This window comes from Mycobacterium sp., assembly GCF_050700595.1.
Classification (GTDB): Bacteria; Actinomycetota; Actinomycetes; order Mycobacteriales; family Mycobacteriaceae; genus Mycobacterium.
This window is the reverse complement of record NZ_JBOHHI010000033.1, coordinates 1-12,867: the sequence shown is the minus strand read 5'-3', so window position 1 is coordinate 12,867 and position 12,867 is coordinate 1. Positions and strand designations below refer to the sequence as shown.

General features: G+C 66.9%; 12 protein-coding genes and 2 pseudogenes. 6 read left to right on the top strand and 8 right to left on the bottom strand.

Going from position 1 to position 12,867, the window contains the following annotated elements:
- Positions 1-160 precede the first annotated feature (160 nt).
- Positions 161-1,264: a magnesium/cobalt transporter CorA gene (gene corA, locus ACRDTL_RS03055; RefSeq protein WP_431505242.1), complete on the top strand. Its 1,104-nt coding sequence runs from the start codon at positions 161-163 to the stop codon at positions 1,262-1,264.
- A 22-nt stretch (positions 1,265-1,286) separates the two neighbouring features.
- Here the strand turns inward: corA and ACRDTL_RS03050 are convergent, their stop codons facing one another.
- The 5 genes from ACRDTL_RS03050 to ACRDTL_RS03030 all read right to left on the bottom strand — a co-directional run bounded on the left by ACRDTL_RS03050 (position 1,287) and on the right by ACRDTL_RS03030 (position 6,332).
- The gene (locus ACRDTL_RS03050; RefSeq protein WP_431505241.1) at positions 1,287-1,895 is read right to left on the bottom strand and encodes a suppressor of fused domain protein; all 609 of its coding nucleotides are present in this window, start codon (positions 1,893-1,895) and stop codon (positions 1,287-1,289) included.
- On the bottom strand, positions 1,892-3,073 hold the full coding sequence (locus tag ACRDTL_RS03045; RefSeq protein WP_431505240.1) for an ABC transporter ATP-binding protein: 1,182 nt from the start codon (positions 3,071-3,073) through the stop codon (positions 1,892-1,894). The genes ACRDTL_RS03050 and ACRDTL_RS03045 overlap by 4 nt, the downstream gene beginning before the upstream one ends.
- A 4-nt stretch (positions 3,074-3,077) precedes the next feature.
- Positions 3,078-3,902, bottom strand: a complete 825-nt coding sequence (locus ACRDTL_RS03040) for a carbohydrate ABC transporter permease (RefSeq protein WP_431505246.1) — start codon at positions 3,900-3,902, stop codon at positions 3,078-3,080.
- A gap of 4 nt (positions 3,903-3,906) precedes the next feature.
- Positions 3,907-4,854, bottom strand: a complete 948-nt coding sequence (locus ACRDTL_RS03035) for a carbohydrate ABC transporter permease (RefSeq protein WP_431505245.1) — start codon at positions 4,852-4,854, stop codon at positions 3,907-3,909.
- A 62-nt stretch (positions 4,855-4,916) separates the two neighbouring features.
- Positions 4,917-6,332, bottom strand: coding sequence for an extracellular solute-binding protein (locus ACRDTL_RS03030; RefSeq protein WP_431505244.1), 1,416 nt, complete (start codon positions 6,330-6,332; stop codon positions 4,917-4,919).
- On the opposite strand from ACRDTL_RS03030, the pseudogene ACRDTL_RS03025 reads away from it, so the two are divergent.
- A pseudogene (locus ACRDTL_RS03025) lies at positions 6,305-6,511 on the top strand (gamma-glutamyl-gamma-aminobutyrate hydrolase family protein); the annotation flags it as partial. The gene ACRDTL_RS03030 and the pseudogene ACRDTL_RS03025 sit on opposite strands and share 28 nt — an antisense overlap.
- 73 nt (positions 6,512-6,584) lie before the next feature.
- Here the strand turns inward: ACRDTL_RS03025 and ACRDTL_RS03020 are convergent.
- The gene (locus tag ACRDTL_RS03020) at positions 6,585-7,112 is read right to left on the bottom strand and encodes a general stress protein (RefSeq protein WP_431505239.1); all 528 of its coding nucleotides are present in this window, start codon (positions 7,110-7,112) and stop codon (positions 6,585-6,587) included.
- A gap of 105 nt (positions 7,113-7,217) precedes the next feature.
- Positions 7,218-8,189: an HpcH/HpaI aldolase/citrate lyase family protein gene (locus ACRDTL_RS03015; protein WP_431505238.1), complete on the bottom strand. Its 972-nt coding sequence runs from the start codon at positions 8,187-8,189 to the stop codon at positions 7,218-7,220.
- A 24-nt stretch (positions 8,190-8,213) separates the two neighbouring features.
- Here ACRDTL_RS03015 and ACRDTL_RS03010 point away from each other — a divergent pair, with 24 nt between their 5' ends.
- The 4 genes from ACRDTL_RS03010 to ACRDTL_RS02995 all read left to right on the top strand — a co-directional run bounded on the left by ACRDTL_RS03010 (position 8,214) and on the right by ACRDTL_RS02995 (position 12,547).
- Entirely contained in the window at positions 8,214-9,509 is a 1,296-nt protein-coding gene (locus ACRDTL_RS03010) for a magnesium transporter MgtE N-terminal domain-containing protein (protein WP_431505237.1), read from the top strand.
- A complete protein-coding gene (locus tag ACRDTL_RS03005; protein WP_431505236.1) occupies positions 9,506-10,045 on the top strand; it encodes a DUF1003 domain-containing protein in 540 nt (179 codons plus the stop codon). Before ACRDTL_RS03010 ends, ACRDTL_RS03005 begins: the two co-directional genes overlap by 4 nt.
- A gap of 126 nt (positions 10,046-10,171) precedes the next feature.
- Complete coding sequence (locus ACRDTL_RS03000; RefSeq protein ID WP_431505235.1) at positions 10,172-11,359, top strand: lytic transglycosylase domain-containing protein; 1,188 nt, start codon at positions 10,172-10,174, stop codon at positions 11,357-11,359.
- A gap of 9 nt (positions 11,360-11,368) precedes the next feature.
- A complete protein-coding gene (locus ACRDTL_RS02995; RefSeq protein ID WP_431505243.1) occupies positions 11,369-12,547 on the top strand; it encodes an Mrp/NBP35 family ATP-binding protein in 1,179 nt (392 codons plus the stop codon).
- Between the two features lie 59 nt (positions 12,548-12,606).
- Here ACRDTL_RS02995 and ACRDTL_RS02990 read toward each other — a convergent pair.
- Positions 12,607-12,867, bottom strand: a pseudogene (locus tag ACRDTL_RS02990) (hypothetical protein); the annotation flags it as partial.

The window sequence follows — 12,867 nt, the reverse complement described above, 5'->3', positions numbered from 1 at the left end:
CCCAGCTCAGCGCGCGGCTTGACGGTACGGGCCCGGACCGGCGTTCCCCCGCCGGCGCGTTCGGAGTCCCATCGCAGGCAGCTTAGGGGCGGTGCCAGGCCAACACGCGTAGCATGGCCGACGCTCGACCAGACCTGCGCTGCGACGGGAGATTGACCCGATGCCATCGTTTCGCGCCTTACCTGGATCACTGCGACCGCCGGTGCGAGGCAAGGTTGCCGACGCGCCCGCGCCGCCCGATCACACACCGATCTCGCGCGCGCTGGTCGACTGCGGCGTTTATGTGGACGGGGTCCGGCTGCCCGGCGTGTACAGCCACGCCGACGCACGAGCCAAGGTGCGAGAGCTGGAGGAGACCGGCCAGGACGCGTTCGTCTGGATCGGCCTGCACGAGCCCGACGAGAACCAGATGCAAGATGTGGCTGAGGTTTTCGAACTGCATCCACTGGCCGCCGAGGACGCCGTGCATGCCCACCAACGGCCCAAGCTGGAGCGTTACGACGAAGCCCTCTTCCTGGTGCTGAAGACCGTCAACTACGTTCCACACGAGTCGGTCGTGCTGGCCCGAGAGGTCGTCGAGACCGGCGAGGTCATGATCTTTGTCGGCAAGAATTTTGTGGTCACGGTCCGGCACGGTGAACACGGTGGGCTCTCCGAGGTACGCAAGCGGATGGATGCCGACCCCGAGCACATGCGGTTGGGGCCGTATGCGGTGATGCACGCCATCGCCGACTACGTGGTGGACCACTATCTTGCGGTCACCAACCTGATGGAGACCGATATCGACGCCATCGAGGAGGTGGCGTTCGCGCCCGGTCAACGGACTGACGTCGAACCGATCTACCAGATCAAGCGTGAGGTCGTCGAGCTGCGCCGGTGTGTCAACCCGCTGTCGATTCCGTTTCAGCGGATGCAGACCGAGCACAAGGACCTGATCTCGAAGGAAGTACGGCGCTATCTACGCGACGTCGCCGACCACCAGACGCATGCCGCTGACCAGATCGCCAGCTACGACGAGATGCTCAGCTCGCTGGTGCAGGCCGCACTGGCCCGGGTCGGCATGCAGCAGAACGTCGATATGCGCAAGATATCGGCCTGGGCGGGGCTGGCGGTGGTGCCCACGATGATCGCCGGGATCTACGGGATGAACTTCGACTGGATGCCCATACTGCACGAGAGATGGGGCTACCCGCTGGTGCTCGGCTTCATGGCGACCGTGTGCGTGCTGCTGTACCGCAACTTCCGGCGCAGAGACTGGCTATAGCCCGGCGAGCAGACGCAGTGGATCAGCTCGGCTGTGCGGCGGGTCGATTCGCATCAAGCACGTCGACGCGGTCGCTTTGCCAAGCCTCTCGCATGGCGCCGGCACCTTTCAGCCGCACCCAAGCCGCCTCCGTCGCGGTGATCGGCGTCGCGGACAGAAACCATACCGGGTCGCGCGGCGGGTCCAGCGGCAGATCAGCGATGCCGCTGCGGCCCAACAGCACCGCGGTGAACGGCACCCGGCCCGACGGTCGTGCCCACAGCGGCGTGCCGAGGTCGATCAGCGCGTCCGGCGTCAGGACCACACCCTCGACCGCGGTGCTCGCTGCCATGACGGCCAGGCTGTGCGCCAGGCCGCTCGTCGGGCCCGGATCACGCAGGCGCAGAACAACTTCAGCGCGCGGACCGCGCAGCGGGTCGGCGACAAGCGCCGCCGGGTCGACCATCGGACGCCGAGCGCAGCCCAGCGACACATAATGCACCACCCCGTCAGTGCCGGGATGGAAGCGCAGCACCTCGATGGGTTCGGCGCCCAGAAACGTCACAGTCGCGACATCGGGATCCGCGCCGATACCCGCCTCGCCGAATTGAGCACACAGGTGTGCGCGTACCTTGGCCAGGGTCCGCGTCACTCGGCGTCAGGTGGGGGTGGGACAGTCAGGTTAACGCCCGAGTTAGCGTCGAAGATGGCGAGTTTCACAGTGTCGAAGGCCAATTCGATTGACTGTCCTTTTGCGGCTTTCGACGCGGCGTGAACCCGGGCCACGAATTCGTGTTCGTCCCCACCGGATTCGGCATCGAGATCGGCCAGCTGGTCCGATTGCACTGCAGCGCCCTCGGTGGTGAAGTACACGTACTTGTCGGCGCCCAGCGATTCGACCATGTCGACCTTCACCTCGAAAGTCAGCGCGCTGATCCGCTGGTATGCGTCGATCAGCGCGGCATCGGCCAGATGCTCCGGGCGCACTCCGACGATGACGTTCTGCGGTGTCGGGTGCGCTGCGATCACGTCGTGGACCGCCTGGGTCAGCGTCACGTCGCCGAACGGCAGCGTCAGTCCGGTCGGTGTGACGGTGGCAGGGAAGAAATTCATCGCGGGCGAGCCGATGAAGCTGGCAACGAACAGGTTGACCGGCCGGTCGTAGAGTTCGTCGGGGGTGCCGATCTGCTGGGCCACACCGCCGCGCATCACCACCACCCGATCGCCGAGTGTCATCGCCTCGGTTTGGTCATGGGTGACGTAGACGGTGGTCGTGCCCAGCCGCCGCTGCAGCCGGGCGATCTCGCCGCGCATCTGCACACGCAGTTTGGCGTCCAGATTCGACAGCGGCTCGTCCATCAGAAATGCCTTGGGATGACGCACGATTGCCCTCCCCATCGCGACGCGCTGGCGTTGGCCTCCCGACAATTGGGACGGCTTGCGATCCAGTAACTCGGCCAGGTCGAGGATTCGCGCGGTCTCCTCGACCTTCTCGGCGATCTGGGGCTTCTTCATCTTCGCCAGCGTCAGCGGGAACGCGATATTCTGCCGCACCGTCATATGCGGATAGAGCGCATAGGACTGGAACACCATCGCGATATCGCGCTCCTTGGGGGCTTTGTCGTTCACCCGCTCGCCGCCGATGCGCAACTCGCCCGATGAGATATCCTCCAGCCCGGCAATCATGTTCAGTGTCGTCGTCTTGCCGCAGCCCGACGGTCCGACCAGGATCAGGAATTCGCCGTCGGTGATCGTCAACGACAAGTCCTGTACGGCCGTCGCACCGTCAGGGTAACTCTTGGTCACGTGGTCCAACACAATCTCGGCCATCGATCTACCCCTTCACCGCGCCGGAGGTCAACCCAGCAACAATCCGTCGTTGGAAGATTAGAACAAAAACGACGATGGGGACCGTGATCACCATCGCGCCTGCCGCGATGGATCCGGTCGGCTCCTCGAATTGCGAACTGCCGGTGAAGTTGACAATCGCGACGGGCGCGGTGATCGCCGCCTTGGTGGCTGTCAACGACAAGGCGAGCAGCAGATCGTTCCAGGCGAAGATGAACACCAGTATCGCGGCGGTCACGATTCCCGGCGCCGCCAGCGGAGCGATCACCTTGCGAAACGCCTGACCCGGCGTGGCACCGTCCATCTTGGCCGCCTTCTCCAGATCCCACGGGATCTCCCGAAAGAACGCCGAGAGCGTATAGATGGCCAGCGGCAACGCGAACGTGATGTAAGGGATGATCAGCCCGAGCCAGGTGTCGAACAGGCCCACCGTCCGTTCGATGTTGAATATCGGTGTGACAAGTGAGATTTGCGGAAACATCGCGATCAATAGTGCCGCGCCGATCAACAGCCCCTTGCCGCGAAACGTGAGCCGCGCCACCGCATAGGCAGCCATCGCACCGATGATTACCGCGATCGCGGTGGTAATCAACCCGATTCCGATCGAATTGATCAACGCCGAGCTGAAAAAGTTGCCGCGAAAGATACCCCGATAATTGTCGAACGTCACCGTGGTCGGAATCAGCTTGCCGTCTTTGACCGTTGACGTTGGCTTGACTGAAAGCGACAAAATCCACAGCACTGGAAACAGCGCGTAGATCACCACCAGGGTGTCGACGATCACCCACGCGGTCGCACGCCGGGCACCCATCCGCTCAGCCATCGCCTTCACCGCCCGGTGCCACCGCGCCGAACACCTTGACGAAGATGAACGCGATGATGGCCACGCACGCGAAGATCAGCACCGAAATCGCTGAGCCCAGTCCTACATTGAAGCCCTTGAACAGATTGTCGTAGCCCAGGATCGACACCGAGCCGGTGTTGTTGGAGCCGCCGGTGAGCACGTAGATGTTGTCGAAGATCCGGAATGCGTCCAACGTACGGAACAGCAGCGCAACCAGGATCGCCGGTTTGATCAACGGCAGGCTGATCTTGAACAGCCGACGCCAGGCGCCCGCGCCGTCGACTTGCGCGGCCTTCAACAGGTCGTCGGGCACCAACGCCAACCCGGCCAGCAGCAGCAGCGCCATGAACGGTGTGGTCTTCCAGACCTCTGCGATGATCACGATGCCCAGCGACGGAATCTGCTCGGTCAACGGGGCGCTGCCCTGCGGCAGCAGATTGGCCAAATACCCGGTGCCCGGCGTCCATGCGTAGTACCAGCTGTACGACGCGGCCACCGTGACGATGCCGTAGGGGATCAACACGGCGGTGCGCACCATGCCCTTGCCGAACAGCGTTCGATGCATCGCCAAGGCCAGCGCCAGGCCCAAAACGAACTCGATCACCACCGACATCACGGTGACCGCGAGCGTCACCACGAACGCCGTCCACCACAGCCGGTCGGTCAGGACGGTTTGGTAATTGGCCAGGCCCACGAACGCCGTGTCGGCCGGTGTGGCGAAGTTGTAGCGCAGCAGGCTCAGCCACACCGCGTAGCCGATCGGGTACGCCGTCACCGCCAGCATCAAGATGACCGCCGGGGCGATCAGCAGGAACGCCAATCGACGTTCCGACCTGCGGTTTTCGCTGCGGTCGGTCGCAGCCGGGGACCCGGCGGCGGTGGCCGTCCCCGGATCGTGGTGACGACCCGTCCCCCGCAAGCGGGAGGGGTCCCCGCGAAGCTGGGGAGTACCCCCAGCGCCCTTTGCCGCGCTTGCGGTCGTCACGGAATCAGCCCCTTCCCGTCGACGGCCTTTTGCACCTGCACGGTGAGCTCGTCGGCAGTCCGCTCCGGGTCGATCTCGGTGATCGGGGCCAGCGTGGCCGCGATCCGGATGGACACCGCCTGGTAGACCGGGGTCGCCGGCCGCACCGCGGCGTTGGTGAGCTGGGAACGAATGACGTCGTACATCGGGTATTTGGCCTGAAATTGCGGGTCGGAGTACAGCGACATCCGCACCGCGGGCAAACCGCCCTCGATCGAGGCGTACTTCTGATTCGGCAGGTCACGCAGGCAGCGCACCGCCTCGAAGGACTCCGCCTTGTGCCGAGTCGTCTTGGCCACCGCCAGGTTCAACCCGCCGATCGTCACCCTGGCCGGCCGGCCCGGCTGCACACCGGGATAGCCGGCGAAACCGAACACCTGCTTAGCGGCCTGGTAGGCCTCGGCGAACTGCTGATCGGTCGGCGCGAAACTTCCCACGCTGTCGATGCTGCCCACCAAATCGGGGCGTTTGTTCAGCGGCAGGAACCCGACACCGCCTTTGACCGCGTTCTCCAGCATGGACGGCAACACGAACGGCCAATTGACCTCCAGCGCGGCCCTGCCTTCCTCGAGCGCCAGCCGCGCGGTGCCTTCGTCGGTCTGGGTGAGCGACGGGTCGGCGCCGGGCGCGGTGGCCACCGACTTGAGGATCTGCAGCGCTTTGACGGTCGCCACCCGGTGTGCGGGCGTGTCGGTCAGCGTGACGGTCTTGCCGTCGCCGGACAGGACCTGACCGCCGGCGCTGGTCAGCAGGGTGTTGAACCACACCACCAGTCCCTCGTACTGCTTGGCCTGCACGGCGATCCAGCTGGGTTCACCGGCGGCGTGCAGCCGGGTCGCTTCGGTCACCATGCCGTCCCACGTGGTGGGCGGCTTGTCCATCAAATCAGCTCGATACCAGAGCAATTGGGTATTGGTCGTCACCGGCGCGGCATACAGCCGGTGTTGCCAACGTGCCGTGGCAAGCGGGCCGGCCAGCGTATCGGCGGTGGCGTCGGCCTCGGCCCGGCCGGCCGGATCGTCGGAGAGCGGCAGCGCCCATCCCGCGTCGGCGAACTCGGCCGTCCACACCACGTCGAGGGCCATCACGTCCAACGTGCGGTCGTTGCCGGTAAGTCGACGGGCCAGCTGCAGCCGCTGGTCGTCGGCCGATCGGGGCAGGCTGAACTGCCGGATGGTGAACCGCCCGCCGAACTGGCCGCTGCAACGCGCGGCGATCGCGGTGAACGTCGCCGTCTCGTTGGCCGGGGTGTAGAGGCTGACCACCACGCCGTTGTCGGTGGATCCGCAGGACGACACCACCGAGGCGGTGCTCAGCGCCGTCAGCACGACCGCGCCCAGCCGCCGTGCGCCCCCGCCACGCCTCGGCCTCAGCTTCTGGTGGCGACCCGCTGCACCCGGCTTCGCCGCGCTTGCGATCGGCCTCAGCTTCAGGTGGCGACCCGCTGCACCCGGCTTCGCCGCGCTTGCGATCGGCCTCAGCTTCTGGTGGCGACCCGCTGCACCCGGCTTCGCCGCGCTTGCGATCGCCACCACACCCGCCTCTCGTTGGTCGTCCCGGGCCAGAACGGTAAAGCCAGGTGCGCGTGATATGCAACACGCCCGCTACGCGCGGGATCGCAGCGGTCAGATCGCCAGACGCGCCAGTAGATCGCGGGCTTTCTCGGCGTTTTGCGGGTCGCACAGTACGTCGTAGCGACCGGCGACCAGTTGCATCGTCGAACTGAAGTCGCGGGTGCCGCGCGCCATCGTGTACGGGACCGCCGAGGTGATCAAGCCGAAAAACACACCGGCGATCAAGCCGGTGGCCAACGCCGGAAACGGGTTGGGGCTGATGAATCCGAGCACCAGGCCGATGAAAAGCCCCAGCCAGGCGCCGGAGATCACCCCGCCGCCGAGCACCTTCGGCCAGGTCAGCCGACCGGTGACCCGTTCGACCTGCATGAGGTCCACGCCGACGATGGTCACCTGCTCCACCGGAAACTCCTGCTCCGACAGGTAGTCGACAGCCCGCTGCGCCTCGGCGTAGGTGGGATACGACCCGACCGGCCAGCCCTTCGGCGGGGTCGGCAACGCGGGCCTACCACGCCGGGCCGCGGGCGACGTGCCCGGTGGGGCTCCCGGAACGTGTCCGGGCTGAAAAGGGTCAGTCATCGTCCTGATTCTCCTCTGCCGGCTCCTGGTCTGGACAGTTTCCCGCGGCGACTCCGGCGAGAAAGCGCAGGACCAGCGCACTCCCGGCCCCGCAAGCACCGGCGACTACGTCTGCGGTCGCACAAACGCCCCGGCGTGACGCTGCATGCCCGCCGCGCGCCCTTTGGCCGCGATCACCAGCGCCATCTTGTGGCTGGCTTCGTCGATCATCTCGTCGCCGAGCATCACGGCACCGCGGCTACCTCCGGCGGCCGAGGTGTGCCATTCGTAGGCCTCCAGGATCAATTCAGCGTGGTCGTACTCGTCTTGCCGGGGGCTGAAGATCTCGTTGCCGACGGTGATCTGATCGGGATGCAGCACCCATTTGCCGTCGTAGCCCAGCGCCGCCGACCGGCCCGCCACCCGTCGAAACGCCGCCACGTCGCGGACCTTCAGGTAGGGCCCGTCGACGGCGGCGATTCCGTGCGCGCGCGCCGCCACCAGAATCGTCATCAACGCGTGGTGATAGGCGTCGCCGACGTCGTAGCCCTCAGGTTGCTCGCCGACGACCAGCGTGCGCATATTGAGGCTGGCCACCAGGTCGGCGGGACCAAGCACCAAGGCCGCTACCCGCGGTACGGCCGCGATCGCGTCGACGTTGCGCAGACCGCGGGCGTCTTCGATCTGCACGTCGATTCCGATGCCGCCCACCGGAAGTCCGTGGATCCTTTCCAACTGGGTCAGCAGCAAGTCGAGCGCGGTGACGTGCGAGACGTCGGAGACCTTGGGCAGTACAACGACATCGAGTGCCGCGCCGGGCGCAGCCCCGACGGCTGACACCACCTCGATGATGTCGGCGTGGGTCCACGGCGTCGTCCAACCGTTGACCCGAACGCCGCGAAGCTGCCCGGCCCAGCCCGGCGCCGCCAGCGCGGCTGCTACCCGGGTGCGTGCCGATTCTTTGGCCTCTGGTGCGACGGCGTCTTCCAGGTCAAGGAAGACTTCGTCGGCGGGCAACCCCATGGCCTTGTCGATCATCTTCTGGCTGCTCCCCGGTACCGACAGGCAGGTCCGGCGGGGTCGATAGGCGTGGTTCACCTTTTCACTCCTACCCTTTCAACCATGACGTCCATCGATAGGGTCTACGCGGCACGGCTGGCGCGACTGCTGGTGTTGGGCCCGCTCGGCGAGTCGCTTGGCCGGGTGCGCGACGTCGTGGTCAGCATCAGCATCGTCCGCCGACAACCGCGCGTCCTCGGCCTCGTCGTCGATTTGCCCTCTCGCCGAAGGATTTTCGTACCGATAGGACGAGTCTCGGCGATCGAGCCCAAGGCGGTCACGCTCAACACCACCAGCGTGTCGCTGCATCGGTTCGAACAGCGGCCCGGCGAAGTACTCGTGCTGGGCCAGGTCCTGGACACCAAGGTGCGGGTCGACGATCCCGAACTGCCGCAACTGGCCGACACCGACCTGGCGATCACCGACCTCGGCATCGAGCAGACCCGGACGCGCGACTGGGTGGTGACCCGGATTGCCGTCCGCAGTCAGCGACGGCTGGGCCGGCGGTCGAACGTCTACGTCGTCGACTGGTCCAGCGTGCAGGGGCTGACGCCATCGGCGCTGGCCATGCCCGGGCAGGGGGTGGCGCAACTGCTGCACCAATTCGAGGAGTGGCGGCCGATCGAGGTCGCCGACGCGCTGCGCGAGTTGCCGTCCAAGCGGCGCTACGAGGTGATCGCCGCACTCGACGACGACCGGCTGGCCGACATTTTGCAGGAGCTCCCGGCGGACGATCAGGCCGATGTGTTGACGCAGCTCGGCACCGAACGCGCGGCCGCCGTGCTGGCGGAGATGGATCCCGACGACGCCGCTGACCTGCTCGGCGCGATGAGTCCGACCGACGCCGAGGTGTTACTGACTCGGATGGATCCCGGCGAGTCCGATCCGGTGCGACGGCTGCTCGAACACTCGCCCAACAGCGCGGGCGGCCTGATGACGTCGGATCCGGTGGTGCTGGGGCCCGACACGTCGGTCGCCGAAGCGTTGGCCCGGGTCCGCGACCCCGACATCACCCCGGCGTTGGCGTCGTTGGTGTTCGTGGTGCGCCCGCCCACCGCCACGCCGACCGGGCAGTACCTGGGTTGCGTGCCGTTGCAGCGGCTGCTGCGCGAGCCGCCGGCCGCGTTGACCGGCGGCATCATCGACACCGATCTGCCGTGTCTGGCGCCGGAAACCTCGTTGCCCGCGCTGACCCGCTACTTTGCCGCCTACAACCTGGTGTGCGGCCCGGTCGTCGACGAACAGCATCACCTGCTGGGCGCGGTGACGGTGGACGACGTACTTGACCACCTGCTGCCGCACGACTGGCGCGCGAGCGCCGATGAGCCGGCGCTCGACGCCGCCGGAGGAGCACCGTGAGCAAATCGTCCCCCCGGCAGCGGCTGTACACCCCCCGCACGTCGCGGATAGTCGCGCCGCGGGTAGATCCGGAGGCCATCGGGCAGGTCACCGAATCGGTTGCCCGCTTTTTCGGCACCGGCCGCTACCTGCTGCTGCAGACGCTCGTGGTGCTGGCCTGGATCGCGGTGAATGCGACCGCGGTCAGCCTGCGTTGGGATCCCTATCCGTTCATCCTGCTCAACCTGGCCTTCTCCACCCAGGCCGCCTATGCGGCGCCGCTGATCCTGCTGGCCCAGAACCGCCAGGAGAACCGTGACCGCGTCGCACTCGAGGAGGATCGTCGGCGCGTCGAGCAAACCAAGGCCGACACCGAGTATCTGGCCCGCGAGCTGGCCGCGCTGCGGCTGGCCATCGGCGAGGTGGCAAAGACGCGTGACTACCTGCGTCACGAGCTGGAAAGTCTGCGGCACCTACTGGTGGATCGAGAGCCACAGCCACCGGATACCGCGTCGGCCGCTGACGGGGCAAACCGTCGCGCCAAAAAACCCGGGTAAGGCGGTGCTGCGGCCTGACCCGCGGCCGCGTCGGCCGGACTGCGCGATTGTTGCCACAGCAGTCACAACCGTTATGTATGGTGACCTAGTTCACGAAGCCCACGTCGGCGTCGGAAGGACGGTCGAGTGCGTATTGGGGGACGCTTTGGTGCACGGTCCGCCCTTGCCGGGATGCGGCCGCGGGTAGCCCGAGTAACCCGGACCCCCGCGGTCGGCATTGTCGCGATCACCGCGCTGGTGTTCGCCAGCGCGGTCGGTGCCGCGGCTCCACCGTTCCCGACGCGGCTCGATACCACCATCGCCCCGGTCGCCGCGGTCGTGCATGCTTCCGGTGATCCCTCCGGCCCGCTGGTGATCTCGGTGGTGCGGCCGCCGGGCAACTTCCACATCGCGGCGGGCGCCGTGTCGGCTCCCCCGCCGACAATTGTGGTGAATTCACCTGGCGCGCTGCGTATTCCGTCGATGGCGGTGGCCGCGTACCGCAACGCCGAGCAGATAATGGCCGCGTCCGATCCGGGCTGTGGGATCGGCTGGAATCTGTTGGCCGGCATCGGGCGCATCGAGTCGATGCACGCCAACGGCGGTGCGACGGACGCCCGCGGCACCGCGGTGCGTCCCATCTACGGTCCGTCCCTGGACGGCACGCTGCCCGGAAACGAGGTCATCGTCCAAAGCAACGTCGGCGGGCGGGTCACCTACGTGCGTGCGATGGGGCCGATGCAGTTCCTGCCCGGGACCTGGGCTCGGTATGCCTCCGACGGCGACGGCGACGGCCTCGCCGATCCACAGAACCTGTACGACTCAACGCTGGCGGCCGCCCGGTATCTGTGCAGCGGCGGGCTGAACTTGCGAGACCAGTCCCAGGTGATGGCCGCGATCTTGCGCTACAACAACTCGATGCCGTATGCCCGCAACGTGTTGGGCTGGGCCGCGGCGTACGCCACCGGCGTGGTGCCGGTGGACCTGCCGCCGCTGACCGGGGCTCCGCCGCCACTCGCAGACATGAGTCTCGAGCATCTCGAGAACCAGGAGGGACTCGGGCCGGGGCTGCCGCTCAACATGCACGGCCTGCCCTCCACCGACCCACTGGCGCGGATGCCGCTGATCGACCTCGGCCAATCGACGATGCCTGCCCAGCAGCCCATGTGGCCGTGGCAATCGCCGGCTCCGCGACCTTCGACCTGCACGGTGATCTGCATCGGTCCGCCGGACGGGGTGCCGCCGCCAGCGGTTGCGCCGCCGCCAGCGGTTGCGCCGCCGCCAGGGCCCGCCGCCCCGGCTAATGCGCCGGCCGCACCCGGTCCGTCCAGCTAACCGGCCGGCCTGCGCGGACGCCTACACTCGGTGGTGATGTCCGAAACCCACGATGACACCGCGGATCTGATCGCCGCTATCCGCGCCTCGCTGTCCAAAGTGTTGGACCCGGAGATCCGCCGACCGATCACCGAACTCGGGATGGTCAAAAGCATCCAGGTAGCTCCCGATCGCAGCGTGCACGTCGAGATTTACCTGACCATCGCCGGCTGTCCGATGAAGGGGAATATCACCGACAGCGTCACCAGGGCAGTCGCTGACACTCCGGGTACCGGCGCGGTGACGGTGACGCTGGACGTGATGAGCGACGAGCAACGCACCGAGATGCGCAAGAGGTTACGTGGCGACACCCGCGAGCCGGTCATCCCATTCGCCCAGCCGGGGTCGTTGACCCGGGTATATGCGGTGGCCTCCGGCAAGGGCGGCGTCGGTAAGTCGACGGTGACGGTCAACCTCGCCGCGGCCATGGCCGCACGCGGGCTGTCGGTCGGGGTGCTCGACGCCGATATCCACGGCCATTCCATCCCACGGATGATGGGCACGTCCGACCGTCCGACTCAGGTGGAGTCGATGATTCTGCCGCCCATCGCCCATGAGGTCAGGGTGATTTCGATCGCGATGTTCACCAAAGGCAACGAGGCAGTGGTGTGGCGGGGGCCGATGCTGCACCGGGCGTTGCAGCAGTTCCTGGCCGACGTGTACTGGGGCGATCTGGACGTGCTGCTGCTCGACCTGCCGCCGGGCACCGGCGACATCGCCATCTCGGTGGCCCAGCTGATTCCCAACGCGGAAATCCTGGTGGTGACCACACCGCAGCACGCCGCTGCCGAGGTGGCCGAGCGCGCGGGCAGCATCGCACTGCAGACCCGGCAACGACTCATCGGGGTGGTGGAAAACATGTCGTGGCTCATGCTGCCGGACGGCTCACGGCTGCCGGTGTTCGGTGAGGGCGGCGGCCAGCAGGTCGCCGAGCGGCTGTCCCGTGCTGTCGGTGCCGATGTGCCGCTGCTGGGGCAGATCCCGCTGGATCCCGCGCTGGTCGCCGCCGGCGACTCCGGCGTGCCGATCGTGCTCAGTGCCCCCGACTCGGCGGTGGGTAAGGAGCTGCGCAGTGTGGCCGATACCTTGTCGTCGCGCCGTCGCGGGCTGGCCGGCATGTCACTGGGGGTGGACCCCACCCCGCACTAGAACAATCGGCGGCGACCCGCTGCGCCCGGCCACGCCGCGCTTGCGACCGCCGCTGGCGACTAAGAGGTGACCCGTAATTGGTTGTGGGTCTTCATGTTCCAGAGACCTGCGATGATGTGGTGGCTGTGGTTGATGGCCTGTCCGTGCCGGCGGCGTTGCCGCAGGATCTGCCAGTCTTTGAGGCGGGCGATGACGTGTTCGACGCGGGTCCTGAGTCGGCGGTGTGCCCGGTAGTGGTCGTCGTAGATGATCCGGCCGGTTGTGTCGCGGCGCGGGGTGGTGATCGACGTGATGCCGAGATATCGGCCGTCGCCGAGAAC

Excerpts from the sequence above, each read along its gene's own strand:
- corA (WP_431505242.1), top strand. The coding sequence starts at position 161 with ATGCCATCGTTTCGCGCCTTACCTGGATCACTGCGACCGCCGGTGCGA.
- ACRDTL_RS03040 (WP_431505246.1), bottom strand. The coding sequence starts at position 3,902 with ATGGGTGCCCGGCGTGCGACCGCGTGGGTGATCGTCGACACCCTGGTG.
- ACRDTL_RS03045 (WP_431505240.1), bottom strand. The coding sequence starts at position 3,073 with ATGGCCGAGATTGTGTTGGACCACGTGACCAAGAGTTACCCTGACGGT.
- ACRDTL_RS03010 (WP_431505237.1), top strand. The coding sequence starts at position 8,214 with ATGACGTCCATCGATAGGGTCTACGCGGCACGGCTGGCGCGACTGCTG.
- ACRDTL_RS03020 (WP_431505239.1), bottom strand. The coding sequence starts at position 7,112 with ATGACTGACCCTTTTCAGCCCGGACACGTTCCGGGAGCCCCACCGGGC.